The sequence below is a fragment of the Leclercia sp. AS011 genome (assembly GCF_037152535.1).
Taxonomy (GTDB): Bacteria; Pseudomonadota; Gammaproteobacteria; order Enterobacterales; family Enterobacteriaceae; genus Enterobacter.
In genome coordinates this window covers 1085620-1110904 of sequence record NZ_JBBCMA010000001.1, presented here as the reverse complement: position 1 = coordinate 1110904, position 25285 = coordinate 1085620, and the positions used below count along the sequence as shown (strand labels likewise).

Here is a 25285-nt window from a genome sequence, read left to right as displayed (position 1 = left end):
CATGAAAAAGATCGGATTTTTATCATTTGGTCACTGGACCCCGTCGCCGCAGTCCGGCACCCGCACCGCCGCGGACGCCCTGCTGCAATCCATCGATCTGGCGGTGGCCGCCGAAGAGCTGGGCGCAGACGGGGCCTACTTCCGCGTGCACCATTTTGCCCGCCAGCTCGCCTCCCCCTTCCCGCTGCTGGCAGCGATTGGGGCCAAAACCAGCAAGATTGAGATCGGCACCGGCGTTATCGATATGCGCTATGAAAACCCGCTCTATATGGCGGAAGATGCCGGTTCAGCCGATTTAATTTCCGGTGGACGTTTGCAGCTGGGCATCAGCCGCGGCTCGCCGGAACAGGTGATCGACGGCTGGCGCTACTTTGGGTATGTGCCTGGCGAGGGTGAAAACGAATCGGATATGGCGCGCCGCCACACCGAAGTGCTGCTGGACGTCCTGCGCGGCGAAGGTTTTGCCAAACCCAACCCGCAGCCGATGTTCCCTAACCCGCCGGGACTGCTGCGCGTTGAACCGCACGCCGAAGGGCTGCGGGACCGCATCTGGTGGGGTGCAGGTTCGAACGCTACCGCCGTGTGGGCCGCGAAGCTGGGGATGAACCTGCAAAGCTCCACCCTGAAGGACGACGAAACCGGCGAGCCGTTCCACATCCAGCAGGCAAAACAGATCCGTGCCTACCGCGAAGCCTGGGCCGAAGCGGGACATACCCGCACGCCGCGCGTCTCGGTCAGTCGCAGCATTTTTGCCCTGATGGACGATCGGGATCGGATGTACTTCGGTGCCAGTCGTAATGAAAGCGACAGCGTGGGCTATCTGGATGAGAAAACGCGCGCCATCTTCGGGCGCAGCTATGCCGCCGAGCCTGACAAGCTGATCGACCAGCTGAAACGGGATGAAGCGATCGCCGAAGCGGATACGCTGTTACTGACCGTGCCAAACCAGTTGGGCGTGGAGTACAACGTGCATGTAATTGAGTCGATTCTGAAGCATGTGGCTCCGGCTATGGGCTGGCGCGACTAAGACGTTTATGGGTGTTGGTTGAAAACAAACCTGTAACCCACCTGATGTTACGGGGCCATAGCCCCGTCATTTTTTTACCCCGCTAACACACAGGCCTGCCCGTTAATCGCCAGCTGCACCGGCATATTGACCTGCCAGTTTTGCTGGCTGACCGTTTTCACCTGTAGCGCCCCGGGCCAGCCCGGCGAGGAGAGCATTAGGGTCGAGAGATAGCCAGTGAAATCCACCCCGGTAATAATCACCACCTGTGCAGGGTCGCTGCCTGCTGCCAGAGGCGTAATCTGTACCTGTTCAGGCCGCAGCATGATGCGCTTCTCTCCGCTGGCCAGCGGGTTATCCACCAGGATGTTACCCAGAGGGCAGCTTGCCACCCCGCCGCTCACCTGAGCCCTGAAAATCAGCGCATCGCCGAGGAACAGCGCCGTGGCCTCATCCACCGGATGGGAGTAAACCTCAACCGGCGACCCGACCTGGGCGAAACGCCCCTCACGAATCACCGCGATCTGGCTGGCGAAGGAGAGCGCCTCCTGCTGGTCGTGGGTCACCAGAATCGACGCTACCCCGGCGTGATCCAGCAGGTCCGCCGTGGCTTTGCGGGTGGCGGCGCGTAGACCGGTATCCAGCGCCGAGAAGGGTTCATCGAGCAGCATCAGAACCGGCTCCTGAGCCAGCGCGCGCGCCAGCGCCACACGCTGCTGCTGCCCGCCGGAGATCTCATGCGGCCAGTGATCCGCCAGGTCATAGCTGAGCGAAACCAGATCCATCAGCTCCGCTACGCGACGGCGGTTTTCCTGCCGCGATCCCTTCAGGCCGTAGGCAATGTTATCCCCCACTTTCATGTGCGGAAAAAGCCCCCCTTCCTGCGGCACAAAGCCGATCCCGCGCTGATGCGCCGGAATAAACGTGTGCTCATCAAACAGCGTTTTACCGTTAAGCACAATGTGGCCGCTGTCCGGTGATTCAAACCCGGCAAGAATACGCAGCAGCGTGGTTTTGCCCGAGCCGGAGGGGCCGACAATCACCGTCCGGGATGACGGCATCACCGTCAGATCCAGCCCTTCCAGTACCGGGGTCTGGCCAAATTTTTTGGAAATGTTCGCTAATTCAATCATCTTACAGGCCCGCTAATTTTTGCGACTGTACATACAATATTCCGGTCAGCGGCAGCGAGATCAGCACCATCAACAGAGCATAAGGCGCTGCGGCGACATAATCGATCTCACTGGTCAGCGCCCAGAAACCGGTGGAAAGGGTGCGTGTCCCCAGAGGAGAGAGCAGCAGCGTGGCGGTGAGTTCGTTAGTGATCCCGAGGAACACCAGGGCCCCACCCGCTGCCGCGCCCGGGGCGGCGAGTCGCATGGTGATCCCCCAGATGGCGCTGGCCTGGGTTTTGCCTAAACTGCGGGCGACGTTCTCCAGCTCCAGCGGTGCCTGGGCAATCCCGGCGCGCAGGTTCACCAGCCCGCGGGGGAGAAACATCAGCAGGTAGGCCAGAAACAGGGTGATCTCCGTCTGATAGAGAGGACGGAAATAATGGATAGTGACCGTCACCAGCGCCAGGGCGACTACGATCCCCGGCAGCGAACTGGTGAAGTAGTTGCACGCTTCCAGCATCCGGAACAGCGGGCGCGGATGACGCACCGTCAGCCAGGTGATCGGGATCCCGGCCAGCATGATCAGCAGGGCCCCGCCGGAGGCCAGCACCACCGTCTGGCGCAGGGAGAGCCAGAGATCGGCCTGATTCCAGTTCCCGATACCGCCCAGCCACAGCCAGCGCCCCAGTATCGCCAGCGGCACCACTAAGGCCAGCCCAATCACCGCCAGGGAGAACAGCTGGCTGACCAGACTCAGAGGCAGATTCAGCGGCAGACGATGCTGCTCGCGCGGCGCGCCTGAGCCGACCCTCGCGTAACGCGCTTTGCCGCGGGTCGTCCCTTCCAGCGTGAGGAACAGCAGACAGCACAGCGCCAGCACCCCTGCCAGCATATTGGCCGCCGGGCCGCTGAAGGTGGACTGGAACTGATCGTAAATGGCGGTGGTAAAGGTATCAAAACGGATCATCGCATAGAGACCGTACTCCGCCAGCAGGTGCAGCGTCACCAGCAGAGCCCCGCCCCAGACCGCCAGCCTGAGCTGCGGCATCACAATACGGAAAAAGACCGCCCACGGCGGGGTGCCTAACGAGGCGGCGACATCTTCCAGCGTCGGATCGAGGCGGCGCAACACCGCCGCGACGGGAAGATAAATAAAGGGGTAGTAGGCCAGTACCGAGAGAAACACCCCGGCACCCAGGCCGTGCAGAGACGGCACCGCGCTGACCCAGGCATAGCTCTGGACAAAGGCGGGGATCGCCAGCGGTGCGACGGCCAGCATCGACCAGATGCGTCGTCCGGCCAGCGTCGTGCGTTCGGTAAGCCAGGCGAGCATGACCCCCACCAGCACGCAGAGGGGGACCGCAATAATCACCAGCAGCAGCGTGTTGCTGAGCAGCTCAGCCACACGCGGGCGGAATATGAGTGCCTTGACCGTCTCCCAGCCGGTATCAAAACCAATGACCACCACAAAGGCCGGGGGGATCAGCGATAACAGGGAGAACAGTATCGCGAACATAATCATCATCAACGCCGGGCGGCGTTGTACCTCACGCCGCCGGATGTCCGGCGTGCGGGTAATATTGACAACTGACATCAGGCACTCACCACTGCATTAATTAAAGAAGACCGGCCTGGGTCATCAGGTCGATGACTTTTTTATTGTTGAGCGTGGAAGGCTCCACCTTCGGCGCGTCCAGATCCTTCAGCGGTACCAGTTTCGGGTTAGATTCGGCATTGACGCCAACCGCGTATTCAAAGGCATCGTTGGTACGCAGACTCTCCTGACCCGCTTTGCCGGTGATCCACTTCACGAAGGCCTGAGCCTGCTGCTGATGCTTGCTGGAGGCCAGCACGCCGCCCCCTGAGATGCTGACAAAAGCGCCTGGATCCTGGTGTTTGAAGTAGTGCAGCTGGGTATTTTTGCTGTTTTCACCGGTTTTGGCCTGGTCAACAAAACGGTAGTAGTGATAGATCACTCCACCATCAATCTGACCGGCGTTGACCGCTTTCATTACCGTGCTGTTGCCTTTATAGGCCACGAAGTTGGTTTTCATCCCTTTCAGCCACGCCAGCGTGGCCGGCTCGCCTTTCAGGGCCAGTACTGCGCTGACGATCGCCTGGAAATCGGCCCCGGATGGGGAGGCCGCCCAGCGCCCTTTCCACTCCGGCTTCGCCAGATCCATCAGAGACTTCGGCAGCTGGGATTCATTCAGTTTTGCCGGGTTATAGACGAACACCGTGCTGCGCGCAGCGATGCCGATCCAGCGGCCATGTTCCGGGCGATATGCCGGGGCAACCTGGTCGAGGGTGGCTTTATCCAGGGGAGCAAAGAGTTTGGCGTTATCGACCAGTACCATGGCCGGAGAGTTTTCGGTCAGGAAGACGTCGGCCGGGGACGCGCTGCCCTCCTGCACCAGGGCATTGCCCAGTTCGCTGTCGCCGCCGTTACGCAGCGTCACTTTGATGCCGGTCTCTTTGGTGAAACCGTCCACCCAGGATTTGACCAGATTTTCATGCTGGGCGTTGTAGACCACGATCCCGTCGTTGTTCTCCGCCGCACCGGCAATGGGTGTGAGTAAAACAGAGGAAATCATCACAGCAAGCGTGCAAAAAGACGATAAGCCATATTTCATACGTTAATCCTTCACAGAAATGAGCACATAACACCAGAGTGGACAGCGGGCGGATTAAATCACAACGGCATGGAAATGATAATGAATATGATTACCGTTTTTTAATATTGGTAAGAAATGCGGTGGATTGCGATTTTACTTCCATAAAAATCCTGAATCGAAACCATGGGTCTCATTAAGATTAAGAAATCCTTAAGGCTTCGCTTCAAGACCATAACAGGAGGGTTATTTCATCTTATTTCATCAAACTGTTATAGCTAAATTCCCCTTTTCTGTCTCTGATACTGCATTTCCCTTCCCTTTACCATAACAGCCACACCGTTTTACCTTGAGGTTGTGCATGTTTGGTTTAGATGCGTTTCATCTGGCAAGGATCCAGTTTGCTTTTACTGTCTCCTTCCACATTATTTTCCCGGCGATCACCATTGGCCTCGCCAGCTATCTGGCAGTGCTGGAGGGGTTATGGCTGAAAAGCAAAAACCCTGTCTGGCGCTCGCTGTACCATTTCTGGTCAAAGATTTTCGCCGTCAACTTTGGCATGGGGGTGGTCTCCGGGCTGGTGATGGCCTACCAGTTTGGCACCAACTGGAGCGGTTTCTCCCAGTTTGCCGGCAGTATTACCGGCCCGCTATTGACCTATGAAGTGCTGACCGCCTTCTTCCTTGAAGCCGGTTTCCTTGGCGTGATGCTGTTCGGCTGGAACAAAGTCGGACCGGGGCTGCACTTCTTTGCCACCTGCATGGTGGCGCTGGGTACTATCATCTCGACCTTCTGGATCCTCGCCTCCAACAGCTGGATGCAGACTCCGCAGGGCTTTGAGATCGTCAACGGCCAGGTGGTGCCGGTGGACTGGGTTGCGGTGGTGTTTAATCCTTCATTCCCGTATCGCCTGCTGCATATGTCGATTGCCGCGTTTCTCAGCAGCGCGCTGTTTGTCGCGGCCTCGGCGGCCTGGCACCTGCTGCGCGGCAACGACACCCCCGCTATTCGCCGCATGTTCTCTATGGCCTTGTGGATGACGCTGATCGTCGCCCCCATTCAGGCGATGGTTGGGGATATGCATGGCCTCAACACCCTGAAGCATCAGCCAGCGAAAATTGCCGCCATTGAAGGCCACTGGGAGAACCCGCCCGGCGAGCCGACCCCGCTGCTGCTGTTTGGCTGGCCGGATATGGAGCAGGAACGCACCCGCTACGGGCTCGAAATCCCGGCGCTTGGCAGCCTGATCCTCACCCACAGTCTGGATAAGCAGGTGCCAGCGCTGAAGGAGTTTCCGAAAGAGGATCGGCCTAACTCTACCATCGTCTTCTGGTCGTTCCGCATTATGGCCGGGCTGGGGATGTTGATGCTGCTGCTGGGCGCGGTTGCCCTGTGGTTGCGCTACAAACAGCGGCTCTATCACTCCCGGCCTTTCCTGTGGTTTGCCCTGCTGATGGGGCCGTCAGGGTTAATTGCCATTCTCGCCGGATGGGTCACTACCGAAGTGGGCCGTCAGCCGTGGGTGGTGTACGGGCTGCAACGCACTAAAGATGCAGTCTCGGCGCATGGCGATCTGCATATGAGCGTCAGCCTGCTGGCCTTTATTGTGGTCTACACCTCGGTGTTTGGTGTGGGCTACAGCTACATGGTGCGCCTGATTAAAAAAGGGCCGCAGGAGTATGAATCCTTTGCCACAGAACATGATGGTCGCCCGGCGCGTCCGCTCTCAGCAGTGACTTCTCAGGAGACACCATAATGGGTATCGATCTCTCCCTGATCTGGTTTGTGATTATCGTCTTCGCCACCCTGATGTATATCGTGATGGACGGGTTTGATTTAGGTATTGGCATTCTGTTTCCCGCCATCCAGGACGCCGACGACCGGGATGTGATGGTCAACAGCGTCGCCCCGGTGTGGGACGGGAACGAAACCTGGCTGGTGCTGGGCGGTGCCGCGCTCTTTGGTGCTTTTCCGCTGGCCTATGCGGTGATCATCGATGCCCTGACCATCCCGCTGACCCTGATGCTGATCGGCCTGATTTTCCGCGGCGTGGCGTTTGAGTTCCGCTTCAAGGCGACGCCCGCGCACCGCCCCTTCTGGGATAAGGCGTTTATCGGCGGCTCGCTGCTGGCCACCTTTACCCAGGGCGTGGTAGTGGGTGCGGTGATCAACGGTTTTACGGTCAGCGGTCGCGCTTTTGCTGGCGGCCCGTTCGACTGGTTCACCCCGTTCAACCTGTTCTGCGGTGTGGGGCTGGTGGTGGCTTATGCCTTTTTAGGTGCCACCTGGCTGGTGATGAAAAGTGAAGACCCGCTACAGGGGCGGATGCGCCAGGTCTCGAAACGTCTGCTGCTGGCGCTGCTGGGGATTATCGCGATTATTAGTCTCTGGACGCCGCTTTCCCAGCCCGCCATCGCCGACCGCTGGTTCAGCCTGCCGAACCTGTTCTTCCTGCTGCCGGTACCGCTACTGGTGGTGGTATTAGGCCTGTGGCAGTGGCGCAGTCTGAATAACCCGCACAGCCACCATCTGCCGTTTGTGTTGACCCTCGGGTTGATCTTCCTTGGCTTTAGTGGGCTGGGGATCAGCATCTGGCCGCATATCATTCCGCCGTCGATTACCCTGTGGCAGGCCGCGGCTCCGCCGCAGAGTCAGGGCTTCATGCTGGTGGGGGCGTTGTTCATTATCCCGATCATCCTTGTCTACACTTTCTGGAGCTACTATGTGTTTCGCGGCAAAGTCCAGCCTGGGGAGGGCTATCACTGATGAATCAACCTGTCTGGAAACGTCTGATGTGGATGGTAATTATCTGGGGGGGCAGCGTGCTGGCCCTGGCGCTGGTGGGGATGTTCTTCCGCGTGCTGATGACGGCGGCGGGGTTTAAGTCGCATTAAGACCCTGGCCCCCTCTCCCTTAGGGAGAGGGTTGGGGTGAGGATGAACATGCGGCTGAAGTGGTGGTTCCGTTCACCTCACGTTCCTTGCTTCTCTGATACGCCCGAACCGGTGAACGTGCCAGGGGGCTCGCCGCCTCCCCCCTGGCTACCCCGGCTCCCGGCAAAGAAAATCGCCGCTTCGCGGTCCCTTCGGCTTATTCCCTTCGGCTATCGGGTCGGGCACCAGCCTGCATCCATGCAGGCTATGCCCTCTCGGCGCGTCCATGCGCCTCGCCCCGGCCTGCGGTCAACGCCTCAGCGATTTTCAGCCGGACCAGGGAGCCGCTGTAAGCCACTGATTTCCTTGGGTTACTGTATTGCTTTAAGAACAAAAAAACATAATCATTTCCTCAGACTCAAAGTAAGAGTTACTTATTACGTACAAATTCTGACAAAACCTTTCCCGCCTTTGAACTCTTGAATAATAAACTAACGAAACTATCGGCATGATGACCGCTCAACGTAACCGGGTGGTGGCAGAATGTTTACGAAAGCGTTATCGGTAGTGTTACTGACCTGTGCGTTATTTTCCGGTCAGCTGATGGCAGGACATGCGGGACATGAATTTTTCTGGGTGAAAAACGCCGATCAGCAGCTGCGCCACGAGGCTGACAGCGACGAACTGCGCGCCGTGGCGGAGGAGTCAGCTGAAGGCTTGCGCGAACACCATCACTGGCAGAAATCGCGCAAACCCGATACTCACTTTCTTTGATTACCTGCCTTTACGCTTCGGCAGCGTTTTCAGCAGATCGTCAGGGCTGACAGAAGCGACAATGCTGCCCGGCTGCGGCATTTTGAAGATGTGGTTTTTCATCTTGCCGATAACGTGCATCTCGCACGGACGGCAGTCGAACTTCAGGGTTAACACCTCATCACCATTCACCAGCTGCATCGGGGTCGCCTTCCAGCTCTTGATGCTGCCCTTGGCCTGCTTCGGACAGAGGTTAAAGGCGAAGCGCAGACAGTGCTTGGTGATCATCACCGGCACGTCGCCCTTCTCTTCGTGCGCTTCATAGGCGGCATCGATCAGCTCAACGCCGTAGCGCTGGTAGAACGCCCGCGCCTTGTGGTTGTAGACGTTTGCCAGGAATGACAGATGCGTGTCCGGGTAGACCGGCGGCGGTACGGAAACCGGCTTGCGGCTGCCGCGCGGGTAGTTTGCCAGACGCGCCGCATCCAGCATCTCCGCCGTTTCACGACGGAAATGGTTTAACAGGCTGTTCGGCACAAACAGCGCGCCAGGCAGGTTGACCTGAATATCCCGGGCGTAATAGATGGTCTGGCCCAGTTTGGCGATACCGTCTTTCAGGTTGTTCAGCGCTTTTTCGGCGTTGTTCGCCACCTCAAACTGCCCGTCGAGCGTATGGGTCACGCTGATGCCGTCCTCACTGGTCATGGTGAGGATCAGCTGCTCTTCCCAGCCGCCCAGCTCAATATCCACCCCAATGCGGCGCTCGCTGGAAGTTTTTAGCAGCGCCTGCTGCCAGTTATGGTCGAGGTTGCGGTTCAGGGCCGCATGCGGACGCGCTTTATACAGGTCTGCCGGCATCTCGTTTGGCCAGACGCGGTAACGATTTTCAGCAGTTTTCTCCACCGTATTGGCGCGGAAGCCCACCACTTCACGTTTGATCATCACGTTGAGGCCATCGCCGTTCGCCAGCGGTTCGGTCACTTCCACATCGAGATATTCTTTCGTCACTTTCAACACTTCCCCCACCGGCAGGCCGATGAATTTCGGGGAGTCGAAAGCGCCGATATCGTCTTTACGCGCGTTCACGAAGTAGTCGGTGCTGCCGCGGTGGAAGGTCTTGTCGGTGGACGGAATAAAGAAGTGCTCGGTGCGCCCGGCGGAGCTGCGCGCCAGGCCGCCGCGATCTTCAATGATGGCATCGAGCATCTGACGATAATGGGCGGTGATGTTTTTCACGTAGCTCATGTCTTTGTAGCGCCCTTCAATTTTGAAGGACTGCACGCCCGCGTCGATCAGCGCACCCAGGTTGGCGGTCTGGTCGTTGTCTTTCATCGACAGGAGGTGTTTTTCAAAAGCCACCACCCGGCCCTGATCGTCTTTCAGGGTATACGGCAGACGGCAGGCCTGGGAGCAGTCGCCGCGGTTGGCGCTGCGCCCGGTCTGGGCGTGGGAAATATTACACTGGCCGGAATAGGCCACGCACAGGGCACCGTGAATAAAGAATTCGATAGTCGCGTCGGTTGCCTGGCGGATATCGCGGATCTGGTTGAGGTTCAGCTCGCGTGCCAGCACGATCTGTGTGAAACCGGCATCCGAAAGAAACTTCGCTTTCTCCACGCTGCGGATATCGCACTGGGTACTGGCGTGCAGTTCAATCGGCGGAATGTCCATTTCGAGGACACCCATGTCCTGCACGATCAGCGCATCGACGCCGGTCTGGTACAGATCGGTAATGAGACGCTGCGCGGGCTCCAGTTCATCATCATGAAGAATGGTGTTCAGGGTCACGAACACCTTCGCCCCGAAACGGTGGGCGAACGGCACCAGGTCGGCGATATCGCGCAGGCTGTTGCTGGCATTATGGCGGGCGCCAAATCCAGGGCCGCCGATATAGACCGCATCGGCACCATGAAGGATCGCTTCACGGGCAATGGCGGCATCACGAGCCGGGCTTAAGAGTTCAAGATGATGGGATGGCAGGCGCATACTTCGTCGTTATCCGTTATGGTCAAAATGGCGGCTATTGTAGTCAGAAGTATGGGCCAGTGAAACAGTTTTGCGTGCCTTTAGCGGGGATAATGGATAAGCGAGTGAAAGTGCACCGTCTGGCCGCTGCTGTTGCGGTAGGCGTGCGGTTTATCTCCGGCAAAACGCAGGCCGGTATCGGGAACAAGCGTCTGCCAGACGCCGTCGATCTGCATCTCCAGCTCTCCGCTGATCACCACCACGTGTTCAATGACTCCGGCTTCGTGCGGGGTGGATTCGCTGATCGCACCCGGCGCGAGGGTAATCGAGAAGTGGTCATACTTCAGCGTCTCGTCCCAGGGGAACAGCGGTTTGACCACCATCGCCTGCTGCTGCGGGTCAAATACCGGTGGGTGCTCCGCTTCGGGGGTGATAAAGGTTGAGAACGGCACGTTCAGCCCGGTGGCGATTTTCCACAGCGTGGAGACCGTCGGGCTGGATTCGTTACGTTCCACCTGGCCGAGCATCGCTTTCGACACGCCGGTCTCTTCGGCCAGCTTCGACAGGCTCCAGCCGCGCGCCTGACGCAGGGTTTTCAGTGTAATGGCAAGATGTTGTGTGATGTCCATGGTCCCTCCCGTTACCGCGAGTGTAGCACTTGTATGCTATAACGCACAGTGCTACATTTGCGGCTGTTATAACGCACAACGGAGTTTTCATGCGCCCATCCTCGCTCACTTTTCCTACCCTGTTATCGGGTTTTGTTGCCGTGCTGGTGGGTTACGCCAGCTCCGCCGCTATCATCTGGCAGGCCGCTGCGGCGGCAGGCGCGACGGCCCCGCAGATTGCCGGCTGGATGACGTCGCTGGGGATCGGCATGGGGATCAGCACCCTGGCCCTGTCGTGGTGGTATAAAGCCCCGGTGCTCACCGCCTGGTCGACGCCCGGTGCCGCCCTGCTGGCGACCAGCTTACAGGGGGTGACGCTGTCGGAGACCATCGGCATCTTTATCTTTGCCAATGCCCTGATTCTGATTTGCGGTGTGAGCGGCCTGTTTGCCCGGCTGATGAAGATCATTCCCCACTCGCTGGCGGCGGCGATGCTGGCCGGAGTGCTGCTGCGCTTCGGGCTGCAGGCCTTCAGCAATCTGGAGGGGCATCTGCTGCTGTGCGGAAGTATGCTGCTGGCCTGGCTTATCACCAAAGCCGTTGCCCCGCGTTACGCAATTGTCGCCACCCTGTTAGTGGGCGGTGCAGTGGCGGCCCTGAAAGGTGACGTTGTCACAGATAAGTTGAGCTTTGCGGTGGTGATGCCGGAATTTATCGCCCCGACCTTCAACCTGACCACGCTGATCAGTATCGGTCTGCCCTTTTTCCTGGTGACCATGGCCTCGCAAAATGCTCCGGGGTTCGCCACCCTTAAAGCCTCCGGCTATCCCGTTGCCGTCTCGCCGCTGATCGTCTTCACCGGCGGGCTGGCGCTGCTGCTGTCGCCGTTTGGGGTCTATTCGATCTGCATTGCGGCAATCACCGCAGCCATCTGTCAGAGCCCGGATGCGCACCCGGATGCCGGGAAACGCTGGCTGGCCGCGGCGGCGGCGGGCGTCTTTTATCTGCTGGCGGGGATTTTCGGCGGTTCGATCAGCGGGCTGATGGCCGCCCTGCCGTTAAGCTGGATCCAGACCCTGGCGGGCCTGGCGCTGCTGGGCACTATCGGCGGCAGTCTGCATCAGGCGCTGCACAACGAGGCTGAACGCGATGCCGCCATCGTCACCTTTCTGCTCACCGCCAGCGGCGCGACGCTGGCCGGGATCGGCTCGGCGTTCTGGGGGTTAGTGGCGGGCGGCGTCTGCTACGCCCTGCTGTTACGCACCCGACGCGCGTAGCTGGGATGGCGTCAGCCCCGTGGCGGCGCGAAAGCGGTTGCTGAAGTGGCTGGCGGAGCTGAATCCGCAGGCCAGGGCGATTTCGGTCAGCGGCTTGCGGGTGGCGCGTACCAGGGTTTTGGCCTTTTCCATGCGCCGCTGCATCACATACTGGTGCGGGGCCATCTGCATCGACTGACGGAACATACGGGCAAAATGAAACTCGCTCAGGCTCGCCTGCGCCGCGAGATCCGCCAGGGTCAGCGGCTGGGCCAGATTCTCTTCGATAAAGCCCAGCAGGTTACGCAGCACGTATGGCGACAGGCCGCCCGTCACCGTCGGCAGCGTCCACTGCACGTTGCTGTAGTGCTGCACCAGATGAGTCAGCAGCAGCGTCGAGGCGGTACTGAGCGTGAGCTGGTTAGCCGACTGCTGCCAGTCGCAGCCGAGAATAAAATGGCGATACAGCGCGGTAATGCTGGCGTCGTCGCCAAACAGATTTTCATCGAGGGTCAGGCTGTAGGGGCTTTTGTCCCAGATCTGCTCCCCAACCTTACGCAGGTGATCGTCGGTACAGTAGAGGTGGATAAACGACAGGTCGTCGCGGATATCCCAGCTGGACTCGCTCTCTTTTGGCATCAGACAGAAACGATCCGGACCGCCGCCGTTTTTCCAGCCCGCGCTGGTTTTGTGATAGCTCTCGTAGCCGTCGGCAATATAGAGGCTCAGGGTGTGATGATCGCAATATTGCGTAATGGTGTCGCGTTTATTTGACCAGGCCGCGAGTTGGATCCCCGAATTCAACGCCACGGCATTGTGCAATACCGCTTTATGTCTGCGCAGATTTTCAAAGGCACCGTACATCTCAGCCATAACCACTCACACACTGATGAATAAGAATCAACAAGTCTAAAAAGATCTGTCCTTCAGTGCCAGCCCTGTGAACCGCCCGACGGGAAAAAAGCGCAAGAATATGCAAGTCCACCGCAAGTCTGTGAAAGAAGGCCATTCCTTCTCTCGCCATACTGACCCCAGACTTTGCTGATAAGAGAAATAACCATGAATGCATTACTGTACGCGCTGGTGGTGGTGATCTGGGGAACCACCTGGATCGCCATCTTCTTACAACAGGGGCCGGTGCCTGCACCGGTCTCTATTTTCTGGCGCTTCGCCGTCGCCACCGCCGCCATCATGACGGTGCTGCTGATCCTGCGCCGCCTGCGCCCGCTCGCCCTGCGCGATCATCTGTTTTGCGCCCTGCAGGGCTGCTGCGTCTTCTGCTTTAATTTCTGGTGTTTTTACACGGCAGCGGCTTATATCAATACCGGCCTCGAATCGGTGATTTTTTCGATGGCGGTGCTGTATAACGCCCTGAACAGTTTTCTGTTCTTCGGCCAGCGCCCGCCGACACGCTTTTATCTGGCGGCGGCGCTGGGCCTGCTCGGCATTATCACCCTGTTCTGGCACGACCTGTTAGCCAGCGGCTGGAGCGCCGGGCTGCTGTTCGGCATTGCCCTCTCGGCGCTGGGCACCTACGGTTTTTCACTCGGGAATATGATCAGCCTGCGCCACCAGCGCAACGGGCTGGAGACCATGACCACCAACGCCTGGGCGATGCTGTATGGCACCCTGGTGATGGGGGCGATTGCGCTGATCCGCGGAGATGACTTTATGCCGGTCTGGTCGGTGAGCTATATGGGTGCTCTGCTGTATCTGGCGCTGTTTGGCTCGGTGCTTGCGTTTGGCGCGTACTTCACGCTGGTCGGGCGCATTGGCGCGGGCAAAGCGGCGTACAGCACCCTGCTGTTCCCGCTGGTGGCGCTCTCGTTTTCGACGGTGTACGAGGGGTATGTCTGGCACAGCAACGGCATTGCGGGGCTACTGCTGATTTTAACCGGGAATCTGGTGATGTTTGCCCGACCGGAGAACTGGTTTAAGCGGCTGCGAATGGCGTAAAAAAAAACCGGCCTGCGCGATGCAGGCCGGACTGTTGTTATTTCGTTTTATTCACATCAAACATGGTGGCATCAGCCGCCATATCATCAACAACCTGCTTCAGGGTGGCGAAGGTCATTGGCGTATTTTCGTTGCTCAGCTCTTTACCTTCACCCTTACGTACAACTTTGATGACCGGCTTATTGGTTTTGGCATCAATCAGCTCGCCTTCAAAGAAGAGGTGGGTATCCATGGTACGGTGGCCGGTTGCCATCTGCGTGCCCGCAACGACCAGGGCAACAGGGACAACTTCATAGAACTGCAGGCCTTCTTTCTGCGAGCTCACGCCAGTAATGGCGCCGCGGAAGATCAGGCTGCGTGGACAGGGTGAGGCCACAATCGGCTTACGCTGACCGACCGCGGTTTTCATTTTGGTGTTGGTATAATTTAACAGTTCATCCAGGGTACGTTGACCGATCTGGGTGGTGGGCTTTGGTGTCGGATAATAGGTGATATTGTTCCAGATAATGCAGTCGTAGTTTGCTTCGTTATAAGACGGATCAACCCAGCGCAGCGTCGGTTTACCCGAAGCAGAGGTGGTTTCTTTCAGCCCGGAGTAGTCTTTTAAAAAACCTGAATATTGTTCAGGCGCAGCCACTTTTGACGCACAACCCGCCAGCAGCAACAGGCCGGAGAGCGCGGCAACTTTAAATAAAGTATTAGTACGCATAATGGGTGTATCCCTGTTAAGTGCAAATATGCAATTGAAGTTATAGCAAAAGTTGGATGAAAAAAAAGTGACAAAAAATGAGGAAGACAGCACAAATTGAAAAAAGACTGCCCGCCATAACGACGGGCAGTGTTAAACGTTTATTTTATATCCACTTGCCAGAATAAATGTTTACCGAACGGATCAATTTCGTAGCCTGTGACTTCTTTGCGAACAGGTTCAAAAATAGTTGAGTGCGCAATCATGACCGCTGGCATTTGATCGTGCATCATCTGCTGCGCCTGTTTATATAACTCCACCCTTTTATTCTGATCGGTAATTGATTTAGCCTCGGCAATGATTTTATCAAACGGCGGATAACACCATTTCGCGGAATTAGAGCCGCCATTCGCCGAGGTACAGGTAAAGAGCGGGCCAAAGAAGTTATCCGGATCGCCGGTAGCCGTGGTCCAGCCCATCAACGCCGCCTGATGCTCACCGCCCTTCACCCGCTTGAGGTATTCCCCCCACTCATAGGTAACGACTTTGGTCTGCACACCGACTTTCGCCCAGTCAGCCTGGATCATCTCCGCCATCCGTTTGGCATTGGGGTTATAGGGGCGCTGCACCGGCATGGCCCACAGATCGAGGGTCATCCCGTTGGCAAACCCGGCCTCTTTCAGCAGGGCTTTGGCTTTTTCCGGATCGTAATCGTAGTCTTTTAACTCGCTGTCGGCACTCCAGACGCCTGGCGGCAGCAGGTTTTTCGCCGCCGTGCCGGTGCCCTGGAAGACCGCCTCGATAATCGCCGGTTTGTTGATCGCCATCGCCAGCGCCTGGCGTACCTTGACGTTATCCAGCGGCGGTTTTTGGGTGTTGAACGACAGGAAACCGGTATTCAGCCCCGCTTTGCTCATCAGGTTGAGATCGGTATTGGCCTTCATTCGCGGCAGATCCGCCGGGTTCGGGAACGGCATCACCTGGCACTCGTTTTTCTCCAGCTTGGCGAAGCGCACCGAGGCATCCGGAACAATGGTAAACACCAGGCGATCCAGCTTCGCTTTGCCCTGCCAGTACTCCGGGAACGCGGTAAACAGGATCCGCGAGTCCTTCTGGTATTTCGTCAGCGTAAACGGCCCGGTGCCGATCGGATCCATATCCACCTTCTCCGGGGTGCCCGCTTTCAGCATTGCATCGGCATATTCCGCTGACAGGATCGAGGCAAAGTACCAGGCCAGGTCGGCCACGAACGGCGCTTCCGGGTGGGCCAGGGTGAAGCGCACCGTATGGTCGTCGACTTTATCGATGGCGGTGATAAGCGACCCGAACTCCAGACTCTCGAAGTTGGAGTAGTTGCCGTTGGAGACGTTGTGATACGGATGGTTCGCGTCTTTCTGGCGCATAAACGAGAAGATCACATCATCAGCGTTAAAGTCCCGCGTCGGCGTGAACAGCTTGTTGCTCTGGAACTTGACCCCTTTGCGAAGGTGGAAGGTATACACCTTGCCATCCTCGCTGACGTCCCAGCTTTCGGCCAGGCTCGGCACCAGATGGGTCGTGCCCGGAGTAAAATCCACCAGCCGGTTATACACCGGTACGGCGCTGGCATCCACGCTGGTGCCCGAGGTATAGAGTTGCGGGTTAAAGTTCTCCGGCGATCCTTCCGAACAATAGACCAGCGTTTTCGCGGCAACGGTGGAACTGACCGTCAGCGCGGCAACGGTCAGTGCCAGGGTTGTGAGGTTGCTTTTCATCGCGTTTTCCTGTCTTTTAATTTGACGGCTAATGAATTTTTGTCGTGCCAAACCATAAATAACACTAAAGTGATTTTGCAAACACCTGATAACTCAAATAAAGAAGGATCCACCATGGCTTCAGCCCTCGCCAGACAATTAACCCAACGCTTCTTCCGCTACCTGGCCATCACCAGCCAGAGCGATCCGAAGGTGAAAACCTTGCCCTCCACCCCTGGCCAGCACGAGATGGCGCGGGCGCTGGCGATGGAGCTGCAAACCCTGGGTCTGGACGATATTGTGATCGACGAATTTGCCACCGTCACCGCCGTCAAAAAGGGCAATGTCCCCGGCGCGCCGCGGATCGGTTTCATCACCCATATCGATACCGTCGACGTGGGATTGTCACCGGACATTTATCCGCAGATCCTCACTTTTACCGGAGATGATCTCTGTCTCAACGCGGAAAAAAATATCTGGCTGCGGGTCAGCGAGCACCCGGAAATCCTGGCCTACCCCAACGAAGAGATCATCTTCAGCGACGGCACCAGCGTGCTGGGGGCTGACAACAAGTCGGCGGTGACCGTGGTGATGACACTGCTGGAAAATCTCACCCCAGAGCATCGCCATGGCGATATCGTGGTGGCCTTTGTGCCAGATGAAGAGATTGGCCTGTGCGGGGCAAAAGCGCTGGATCTGGCCCGTTTTGACGTCGATTTTGCCTGGACCATCGACTGCTGCGAGCTTGGGGAGATTGTTTATGAGAACTTTAACGCGGCGGCGGCGGAGATTCGCTTTACCGGCGTGACGGCGCATCCGATGTCGGCGAAAGGCGTGCTGGTGAACCCGCTGCTGATGGCTACCGATTACATCAGCCACTTCGATCGCCTGCAAACCCCGGAGCATACCGAAGGCCGCGAAGGCTATATCTGGTTTAACGGCATACAGGCCGGGCAAAACGAAGCGGTGCTGAAGGCCAACATTCGTGATTTCGATCGCGACAGCTTTGCCGCCCGTAAGGCGCAGATTAGCGAAGTAGCGGAGAAGATCGCCGCCCAGCACCCTACGGCGAAGGTAAGCTGGCACATCGAAGATACCTACAGCAACATCAGCAATGCGGTGGGAGAAGATCGTCGCGCGATCGACCTGATGTTCGAGGCGATGGAGAGTTTAGGCATCACGCCAAAACCGACGCCGATGCGCGGCGGCACCGACGGCGCGGCGCTTTCAGCGAAAGGGCTGTTGACCCCGAACTTCTTCACCGGGGCGCATAACTTCCACTCGAAGTTTGAGTTTTTACCGCTGAAATCGTTCGAGGCCTCGTATAATACGGCGCTGCAACTTTGCCTTCTGGCGGCACGTTAAGCCGGGTGGCGCTTCGCCTTACCCGGCCTACTCTCTAAACCCCTGGTCCGGGCAAGCGAAGCGCCGCCGGGCAAAAGTGGTTAAGCTGGTTTACGCGCCAGCAGCGTCGCAAAACGCAGTTTGATGCGATTCCCCTGGGCGTCGGTGCGGTGTAACTCGCCGACGTCCTCGTTGTATTTCAGCTGTTCCCAGCCCGCATAGTAGCCGCTCAACTCCCCGGTTTTAAACGCAAACGGGAAGCCGACGTTGCACGGATAGTCTTCGGTATCCATTGCCGCGACGATCAGGTTATAGCCGCCCGGTTTGGTGCAGCGCTGCATGTTGTCGATCAGGCCCGGAATGGTTTCCGCCTGCAGGAACATCAGCACCACGGTGGACAGGATAAAATCGTATTCGCCGTCAAAGCGCAGGGTGTTGAGATCCTTGATGGCGGTCTGCAGGTTTGTGATGCCCTCTTGCGCCTTAATGCTCTCGATATTATCGATGCTGTTGGCATTCTTATCCCAGGCGGTGACATCAAAGCCATTTGCCGCCAGGTAGAGGCTGTTGCGCCCGTTGCCGCAGCCGAGATCCAGGGTTTTGCCCGGTTTAACAATCCCTGCGCTATACAGCACCTCGGAGTGGGTGCGGGTCATACCATATTTTTCGGTAAAGTAGTTCTCATCAAACACAGTCATTCTCTTTCCTCAGCTTGCATAAGCGTGGCTTTGTCTGCACGTACCAACAGTTTTCCCTGCATCAGCAGGATAAAGGTGCGCACCAGTAATAGCGCAATGATGGCATTGGTAAAAATAAACAGCGGGATGGCGATGGCATGGAAAAAACCGGACGGGCTGCTCTGCCCCAGATGTAGGCCGGTCGTCGCCAGCGCCGAAACGCCGAACGAAAAGCTCCAGAACGACGCATTAAACGGCTGCGACAGATACCAGGGCATCAGGCGCAGGGTAAATAGCAGTTGCAGCAGGCCGTAGCCGAACAGCATTTTGGCGAAGGTATCGGCTTCGCCGCCGTTGACGCTGAACCAGGCGCTACAGGCTACCAGCGCGGGTGCCAGCTGGATCCCGAGCGAGGTGCGCAGCGCCGGAGGCAGTTCCCCCGCGCTGCGCAGACGCTGCAAAATCACCGGCTCCAGGCTCAGCCAGGAGAAAACACCGGCCCCGAGAAACACCAGCCCGGCATCGTGAAACCCGAGCGCGCCGCAGGCCATGGCGCTGATAAAGTTATTCGCCACCGTCGGCAGATAGAGGCCCGGCGTGGTGGCCTCTTCCGGGTGTTTTCCGCGCCACAGTCCGGCAGACTGCCATGCCGCATAGCTCAGCTGTACCACCACGCCGACGCTAAAAAGGATTAGCGCCAACGGGCGATACCAGGGCACGAGGCCAATCGCTACCAGCAGCGTGGTGGCGGGAAACAGGCTGACAAAACTGCTCATAACCGGGTGGCGCATCTCCGCCAGCACGCTGCGCGGAAACCGCACCGCGCGCGTCAGAAACGCCACGGTCAGCAAGGCCCATATCACCATCGCCAGCGTCACCAGGATATCGCCCGGCCAGCGGGTCACCGGCCAAATCGTGCTGGCGTAACGCCAGGCAAAGCCCATCCCAATGGTCCCCAGCACCATGCCGTAGTAGCCCGCGGGCAAATTAAGCACGCGCTCAGTCGATTGCGTTTTATACATATTTTTTAATCTATAAAATATATTTTAAATACTAGTTTACGGAGTTTCATTTGCGGATGCCACCCTTTCGATCAAGCTAAAGTTTGCTACGTTTAGTGGAGAGGACAACTGCGGGCACACTGATGACAAAATATCGACTTAGCGATGAAAGCCGTCTGCACCACTGGCAGGACGGCGAGACAAAAACGGCGGTAAAAGTGCGGCAAATTATCGCCGAGCGTGATTTCAGTGATGTGAAGATCGGTACCCGGGGCGGCTGGATCGATGACGAATCAGCGCTGTCGCAGGAGAATGACTGCTGGATCTACGATGAGAACAGCGTGGTGTTCGGGGGTGCGCAGGTTAGCGGCAATGCACGGATCACCCAACCCTGTATCATCAGCCATCAGGCGTCGGTGAGCGATAACGTCTGGGTCGACGGGGCGCAGATCGGCTACGGTGCGCGGTTAAGTGACAACGTCACGGTACAGGCCTCCGTGGTGCGCGGCGAGTGCCATCTGTTCGACAACGCCCGCATCCTGCACAACAGCATGGTGATCGCCGCCAGGGGACTGACCCCGGACCCGAATCAGATCCTGCGCATTTTCGGCGAGGCGACGGTGAGCCAGTCCCGGGTGGTGCATCAGGCGCAGATTTATGGCAATGCCATCGTCAGCTACGCCTTTGTCGAGCATCGCGCTGAAGTGTTCGAGAATGCCCTGCTCGAAGGCAACGAAGTGAATAACGTCTGGGTGTGCGACTGCGCCAAAGTGTACGGCAACGCCCGCCTGCTCGCCGGGCTGGAAGAGGATGCCATCCCCACCCTGCGCTACAGCTCCCAGGTGGCGGAAAACGCCCTGGTGGAGGGGAATTGCGTGATCAAACATCACGTCCTGATTGGCGGCGACGCCTGGCTGCGCGGCGGCCCCATTCTGATTGACGATAAAGTGGTGATTCAGGGGCGGGCGCGCATTCGCGGCGAAGTGCTGATCGAGCATCATATTGAAATTACCGATGATGCGGTGATCGAGGCGTCTGAGGGCGAGGTGATTCACCTGCGCGGCGAGAAGATGATCAACGGCGCGCAGCACATCACGCGCACGCCGCTGCTCGGGGCATTATGAGGTACAGATCCGGGCGTAGATATTCTGATCGTCATAGCGCCCGTTGAGGAACTCGGCCTCTTTCAGGCACCCTTCTAGCAGGAAGCCGTTGCGGAGCGCCACCTGGTTACTGGCGGCATTGTCGACGCGGCACTTAATCACGAAGCGGCGGATCTCCCCGCGTCCGGCGTAATAGCTAATAAAGGCCTCCAGCGCCTGAGATAAAATCCCCTGCCCCTGATGCGCTTCATCCAGCCAGTAGCCGATGTAGCCGGTTTTATTCAGCGGTTCGATGGAATTGAACGACAGCACGCCCACCAGCACGTTATCGCTGAAGATGAGAAACATTTTGGCGTAACCGCGCTGGTGCAGCATCTGGTTGCTGAGGATGTTCTGGCGGGTATCGTCTTCGGTGCCGACAAACTGCGGCCAGTTGAGATAGTCCTGCAAATACGCCCGGTTTTTGACCACCAGATGGTGCAGCTCGGTGGTGTAACACTCGTCGGCGGCGCGCAGTTCGAGTCGCTCGTTAACGGGGATGATTTCTTCGGTTGGTGTGGTCATTGTGCTTCCTCGGCAATGCCGGGCGGCGCATGCGCTTGCCCGGCCTACGGTCTGTGTCTGGCGCCTTAACGCATTACCCGGTCATCAACGTACTGGCGTTTATCCGCTGCCGGTGGGAAGTAGTGATACAGCCAGGTTTCGCTGATCGCCTCGCCCTGACAGCGCAGGAACATCCGCATATCCACCGTATCGGTAGAGTCGCTGGTCGGGTACCAGTCAAACAGGATGCGATACCCGTCGAACGGCTCCACGTAAAGGATCTCGATCTGCTTTGCTTCCCCACTGGAGAGGGTGATGACCGGCTCGATACCTTTCGGCGCGGCCGCTTTCAGATCGCCGCCAACAAAATCGACCGCGAAACGGCGGGACCACACCTTCGGGTAGTTTTCGCCCGGGGCCCAGCCTTCCGGGAAGCCGCCCATTCCGGTACGGGTGGCCAGCACGTTCGCCAGCGGAGAACGCACCGGCGGCTTCGCACTCCAGTAGAGACGATACTGGAAGTCGAGCTTATCCCCCGCTTTGACCGGTTTTTCCGGCTGCCAGAAGCAGACCACGTTATCCAGGGTTTCGCCGGTGGTGGGGATCTCCATCAGCCCTACGGTGCCTTTGCCCCACTGGTTACGCGGCTCGACCCACAGGCTTGGGCGTTTGTTGTACCAGCCCATGATGTCCTGATAGTGCGAGAAATCACGATCGAGCTGTAACAGACCAAAACCTTTCGGGTTCTTATCGGTATAGGCGTTGAACTGCAGCTTCTGCGGGTTATTCAGCGGACGGCAGACCCACTCGCCGTTGCCGCGCCACATCGCCAGACGGTCGGAGTCGTGGATCTGCGGGTGAATAGTGTCGCACACGCGGCGCTCGTTGTTGCCGCAGGCGAACATGCTGGTCATCGGAGCGATCCCGAGCTGCTGAATGTCCTTGCGGGCATAGAGGTGGTTTTCGACGTCCATGATCACCTGGGTCTTCTCGCAGTGGATCACGAACTTATAGGCCCCGGTGATGCTCGGGCTGTCGAGCAGGGTGTAGACGGTAAAGCTGGTCGCGCCCGGTTTGACGGTTTCAAACCAGAACGAGGTAAAGTCCGGGAACTCTTCCTGGCTGTCGGCGTAGGTGTTCAGCGCCAGACCGCGGGCGGAAAGCCCGTACTGATAAGTATCATCCACCGCGCGGAAGTAGCTCGCCCCGAGGAAAGAGACGATATCCCGGCGCGCCAGTTCGGGCGCTTTAAAGGCGCGGAACCCGGCAAAGCCTAAATCGCTCTGCCCTTCCAGCTGCTTCGTATCAACCCCCGCGTCGTGGTAGTTAAACAGCTCCGGGCGGAAGTGAATCTCCCGCGCCTGCGCGGTCTGGCTGTCCAGCGAGAACATACGCACCCGGCGGCGGAACCCCATCCCGACGTGGAAGAACTGCACGTCGAGCTGGCGGTTTTCGATGTTGTTCCACAGGGACTGCTTCGCATCGTACTGAATACTGTTATAGGCCTGCGGCGTCAGCGTCGCTAAGGTATCCGGCAGCGGACGCGGCGCCCCGCCCCACGGTGTTTGCGCCAGGTCGTGCGCCATGGATTGCAGCACGGAAAAGTCGAAACGACGGCTCGAACCGTCCGCAATATCCGATTCAGCCGCACTGGCCGCCCGGGAAAAGAGCGCGGCGAGTCCGGAAGTCCCGCTCAGTGCGGCAACGGCGAGGGAGCCTTTTAAAAAACGTCTGCGATTCATGCCTGGAAAAACGTCCTTATGGTCGTGGGGTGTGGGTTTCGCTTAAGGCGAAACAACGGCAAGAAAGAACATCATTAAGAGGGCACAGCCTAAACAAAAACGGTTAAGAATCCAATTATTGACAGGCGAGAATCTGCGCAAAGGGGGAAAGATTTTAATGTCGAGGAGAATTGCCCGAATCGGCGGTAAAGATACGTATAAAAAAGCCCCAGCCGGACATCAACGGCTGGGGCTAAAAGAGCGAATTGTTGTTATTTTACGCTGACATCGATACCCGGGAAGTACTTCTTCGCCAGCTTATCGATGGTGCCGTCAGCGCGGACTTTATCAATGGCGGCATCAAGCTGCTTTTTGGTGGCCTCATCGCCTTTACGCAGGCCATAGCCGATCCCGCTGCCGAGAATAGTGTCATCCGACACCGGCTTGCCGATAAAGCCGAAGCCTTTGCCCTGCGGCTTGCTGAGGAACCCAGCCTGCCCGGCGGCAGACATCACCAGCGAGGCGTCGATACGGCCATTGAGCAGATCGCCCCAGGCCATGTTCTGATCTTTGTACGACACCACGGTCACACCCTGTTTTTCCCAGTGCTCCTTGGCGTAGGTCTCCTGGATCGAACCCTGCAACACGCCAATGGTCTTGCCTTTCAGCCCTTCCGGCGTGGCGTCTACCGCGCTGCCGGTTTTGCCCACCAGCTGGGACGGAATACGGTAGATCGGCTGGGTAAAGTCGATGCTCTGACGACGCTGCTCGGTGATGTTCATCGCCGAGTTGATGGCGTCGAACTTCTTCGCCACCAGCCCCGGGATCAGCGCGTCAAACGAGGTTTCAACCCAACTGCATTTCAGCGCAGCGGCGGCGCAAATTGCGTTACCCAGCTCAATATCAAACCCTTCAAGTTCACCCGAGGCGTTGCGGCTCTCAAAGGGCGGGTACTCGGCTTCAACGCCATAACGTAACTCTGTTGCTGCGAAGGAAGAGAACGAACACAACAATCCCAGGCCGACAACGAAGGCTTTTAATTTCATGACTGAACTCCTTAGCGTGGTGTTACCCGACACAGGGCCTGCGCACCTGCCCGTAATGTTGCCTCATCTTTCGCAAAAGAGAGACGGATGAATTTGTTATCTGTCCCGTCGGTATAAAACGCCGAAAGCGGGATGGTGGCAACGCCGTAGTCAACGATCAGCCGCTTCACCATCTCGCTGTCGCGCTCGTCGCTGAAGTGGCTGTAATCCGCCAGCAGGAAGAACGAGCCTGCGCTCGGCAGCAGACGGAAAGGTGAATCGGCCATCAGGTTGACCAGCAGATCGCGTTTGCGCTGATAAAACGCCGCCAGCGACAGCCAGGTTTGCGGATCGGCCATGTGCTCGGCAAAAGCGTACTGCATAGGAGTATCGGCAGAAAACATTAAAAACTGATGGATCTTGCAGATCTCGTCCATCAGCTCCGCCGGGGCCACGCAGTAGCCGACGCGCCAGCCGGTGACGTGATAGGTTTTGCCGAACGACGAGACGATCACGCTGCGCTCCGCCAGCCCGGGATGGGTCGCCATACCGTGATGCGGCACGTCGTCAAACACCACGTGCTCGTACACTTCGTCAGAGAGAATAATGATATCGGTGTTGCGGGTGATGGCCGCCAGCTGTTCCAGATCGTCGGCAGAGAAGACCTGCCCGCTCGGGTTATGCGGCGTGTTGATGATGATCATCCGCGTGCGCGAGTTAATGGCGGCGCGCACTTCATCCCAGTTCACCGCGAAATCCGGCACCGTCAGCTTGATGGCGACCGGCGTTGCGCCCTGCAAACGCACAATGGGCGCATAGCTGTCGAACGAGGGCTCAAAGTAGATCACCTCGTCGCCGGGGTGGACCAGCCCGCTGATGGCCGAGTAGAGCCCTTCGCTGGCGCTGGCGGTGATCAGCACTTCGCTGGCAGCATCATACCGGGTGCCATACAGCGAGGCGATTTTATCGGCGATACGCGCTTTCAGCGGTGCCAGCCCGGTCATGGACGCGTACTGGTTGTGACCCGCCTGCATGGCGCGCTGCACGCCGGCAATCAGCGCCGGATCGCATTCGAAATTCGGCGCACCCTGAGAAAGGTTGATGGCATTGTGTTCAGCGGAAAGCTGGCCGATAACGGTAAAAATCGTGGTGCCAACGTCCGGCAGTTTGGAACGGGGTTGTATCGGGGTACGCAGCGTCATCGGAAAATCCTCTGGTGGAGAGTGCATAACTATTCAACCCGAAGCCTGTTGTAGCGACAATCGAATTGTTGTCATAATAGCCATGACAAAAAATCATGCCTGGA

General features: G+C 58.0%; 23 protein-coding genes. 9 read left to right on the top strand and 14 right to left on the bottom strand.

The window, feature by feature from the left end; all coding sequences use genetic code 11:
• The first annotated feature begins 1 nt into the window (after position 1).
• Complete coding sequence (locus tag WFO70_RS05165) at positions 2-1027, top strand: LLM class flavin-dependent oxidoreductase (RefSeq protein ID WP_337014965.1); 1026 nt, start codon at positions 2-4, stop codon at positions 1025-1027.
• Positions 1028-1101: 74 nt separating this feature from the next.
• Here the strand turns inward: WFO70_RS05165 and WFO70_RS05160 are convergent, their stop codons facing one another.
• From WFO70_RS05160 to WFO70_RS05150, 3 genes are read right to left on the bottom strand one after another with little or no spacing between them, the layout of a single operon-like run.
• Complete coding sequence (locus tag WFO70_RS05160) at positions 1102-2139, bottom strand: ABC transporter ATP-binding protein (RefSeq protein WP_337014964.1); 1038 nt, start codon at positions 2137-2139, stop codon at positions 1102-1104.
• Position 2140: 1 nt separating this feature from the next.
• Positions 2141-3715, bottom strand: a complete 1575-nt coding sequence (locus WFO70_RS05155) for an ABC transporter permease (RefSeq protein ID WP_337014963.1) — start codon at positions 3713-3715, stop codon at positions 2141-2143.
• A gap of 22 nt (positions 3716-3737) precedes the next feature.
• Positions 3738-4754, bottom strand: coding sequence for an iron ABC transporter substrate-binding protein (locus tag WFO70_RS05150; RefSeq protein ID WP_337014961.1), 1017 nt, complete (start codon positions 4752-4754; stop codon positions 3738-3740).
• Positions 4755-5094: 340 nt separating this feature from the next.
• Between WFO70_RS05150 and WFO70_RS05145 the strand changes: the two genes are divergently transcribed.
• The 4 genes from WFO70_RS05145 (at position 5095) to WFO70_RS05130 (ending at position 8380) form a co-directional block, all read left to right on the top strand.
• Positions 5095-6489 carry a cytochrome ubiquinol oxidase subunit I gene (locus WFO70_RS05145; protein WP_337014960.1) on the top strand — a complete coding sequence of 465 codons (1395 nt, stop codon included), beginning with the start codon at positions 5095-5097 and terminating at the stop codon, positions 6487-6489.
• A complete protein-coding gene (gene cydB / locus WFO70_RS05140) occupies positions 6489-7499 on the top strand; it encodes a cytochrome d ubiquinol oxidase subunit II (protein ID WP_337014959.1) in 1011 nt (336 codons plus the stop codon). The genes WFO70_RS05145 and cydB overlap by 1 nt, the downstream gene beginning before the upstream one ends.
• The gene (locus tag WFO70_RS05135) at positions 7499-7627 is read left to right on the top strand and encodes a DUF2474 domain-containing protein (protein WP_032610877.1); all 129 of its coding nucleotides are present in this window, start codon (positions 7499-7501) and stop codon (positions 7625-7627) included. Before cydB ends, WFO70_RS05135 begins: the two co-directional genes overlap by 1 nt.
• Positions 7628-8149: 522 nt before the next feature.
• Positions 8150-8380, top strand: coding sequence for a DUF2554 family protein (locus tag WFO70_RS05130; RefSeq protein WP_337014958.1), 231 nt, complete (start codon positions 8150-8152; stop codon positions 8378-8380).
• On the opposite strand, the gene WFO70_RS05125 is transcribed toward WFO70_RS05130, so the two are convergent.
• Together WFO70_RS05125 and WFO70_RS05120 are read right to left on the bottom strand one after the other, a co-directional pair.
• Complete coding sequence (locus WFO70_RS05125; RefSeq protein ID WP_337014957.1) at positions 8381-10345, bottom strand: peptidase U32 family protein; 1965 nt, start codon at positions 10343-10345, stop codon at positions 8381-8383.
• An 80-nt stretch (positions 10346-10425) separates the two neighbouring features.
• Positions 10426-10953, bottom strand: coding sequence for a helix-turn-helix domain-containing protein (locus tag WFO70_RS05120; RefSeq protein ID WP_337014955.1), 528 nt, complete (start codon positions 10951-10953; stop codon positions 10426-10428).
• A gap of 68 nt (positions 10954-11021) precedes the next feature.
• Here WFO70_RS05120 and WFO70_RS05115 point away from each other — a divergent pair, with 68 nt between their 5' ends.
• The gene (locus WFO70_RS05115; protein ID WP_337016617.1) at positions 11022-12209 is read left to right on the top strand and encodes a benzoate/H(+) symporter BenE family transporter; all 1188 of its coding nucleotides are present in this window, start codon (positions 11022-11024) and stop codon (positions 12207-12209) included.
• Here the strand turns inward: WFO70_RS05115 and WFO70_RS05110 are convergent.
• Complete coding sequence (locus WFO70_RS05110) at positions 12189-13061, bottom strand: AraC family transcriptional regulator (RefSeq protein WP_337014954.1); 873 nt, start codon at positions 13059-13061, stop codon at positions 12189-12191. The two genes, WFO70_RS05115 and WFO70_RS05110, sit on opposite strands and share 21 nt — an antisense overlap.
• A 186-nt stretch (positions 13062-13247) precedes the next feature.
• Between WFO70_RS05110 and WFO70_RS05105 the strand changes: the two genes are divergently transcribed.
• Positions 13248-14144, top strand: a complete 897-nt coding sequence (locus WFO70_RS05105; RefSeq protein ID WP_337014953.1) for a DMT family transporter — start codon at positions 13248-13250, stop codon at positions 14142-14144.
• Between the two features lie 37 nt (positions 14145-14181).
• Here the strand turns inward: WFO70_RS05105 and WFO70_RS05100 are convergent, their stop codons facing one another.
• Together WFO70_RS05100 and WFO70_RS05095 are read right to left on the bottom strand one after the other, a co-directional pair.
• Complete coding sequence (locus tag WFO70_RS05100; RefSeq protein ID WP_337014952.1) at positions 14182-14853, bottom strand: DUF3313 domain-containing protein; 672 nt, start codon at positions 14851-14853, stop codon at positions 14182-14184.
• Between the two features lie 140 nt (positions 14854-14993).
• On the bottom strand, positions 14994-16586 hold the full coding sequence (locus WFO70_RS05095; protein ID WP_337014951.1) for an ABC transporter substrate-binding protein: 1593 nt from the start codon (positions 16584-16586) through the stop codon (positions 14994-14996).
• Between the two features lie 114 nt (positions 16587-16700).
• Here WFO70_RS05095 and pepT point away from each other — a divergent pair, with 114 nt between their 5' ends.
• Complete coding sequence (gene pepT, locus WFO70_RS05090; RefSeq protein ID WP_337014950.1) at positions 16701-17930, top strand: peptidase T; 1230 nt, start codon at positions 16701-16703, stop codon at positions 17928-17930.
• Positions 17931-18010: 80 nt separating this feature from the next.
• Here pepT and tehB read toward each other — a convergent pair whose 3' ends face one another.
• Positions 18011-18607, bottom strand: coding sequence for a tellurite resistance methyltransferase TehB (gene tehB / locus WFO70_RS05085; protein ID WP_337014949.1), 597 nt, complete (start codon positions 18605-18607; stop codon positions 18011-18013).
• Entirely contained in the window at positions 18604-19608 is a 1005-nt protein-coding gene (gene tehA, locus WFO70_RS05080) for a dicarboxylate transporter/tellurite-resistance protein TehA (protein WP_337014948.1), read from the bottom strand. Before tehA ends, tehB begins: the two co-directional genes overlap by 4 nt.
• 122 nt (positions 19609-19730) lie before the next feature.
• On the opposite strand from tehA, the gene ydcK reads away from it, so the two are divergent.
• Positions 19731-20711, top strand: a complete 981-nt coding sequence (ydcK, locus tag WFO70_RS05075) for a YdcK family protein (protein WP_337014947.1) — start codon at positions 19731-19733, stop codon at positions 20709-20711.
• Here the strand turns inward: ydcK and rimL are convergent.
• The 4 genes from rimL to WFO70_RS05055 all read right to left on the bottom strand — a co-directional run bounded on the left by rimL (position 20706) and on the right by WFO70_RS05055 (position 25181).
• Positions 20706-21254 carry a 50S ribosomal protein L7/L12-serine acetyltransferase gene (gene rimL / locus WFO70_RS05070; RefSeq protein ID WP_337014946.1) on the bottom strand — a complete coding sequence of 183 codons (549 nt, stop codon included), beginning with the start codon at positions 21252-21254 and terminating at the stop codon, positions 20706-20708. The two genes, ydcK and rimL, sit on opposite strands and share 6 nt — an antisense overlap.
• A 65-nt stretch (positions 21255-21319) precedes the next feature.
• Positions 21320-22975: a glucan biosynthesis protein D gene (locus WFO70_RS05065; RefSeq protein ID WP_337014944.1), complete on the bottom strand. Its 1656-nt coding sequence runs from the start codon at positions 22973-22975 to the stop codon at positions 21320-21322.
• A gap of 251 nt (positions 22976-23226) precedes the next feature.
• Positions 23227-24000: an ABC transporter substrate-binding protein gene (locus WFO70_RS05060; protein ID WP_285111808.1), complete on the bottom strand. Its 774-nt coding sequence runs from the start codon at positions 23998-24000 to the stop codon at positions 23227-23229.
• 11 nt (positions 24001-24011) lie between these two features.
• On the bottom strand, positions 24012-25181 hold the full coding sequence (locus tag WFO70_RS05055; protein ID WP_337014943.1) for a pyridoxal phosphate-dependent aminotransferase: 1170 nt from the start codon (positions 25179-25181) through the stop codon (positions 24012-24014).
• Positions 25182-25285 lie beyond the last annotated feature (104 nt).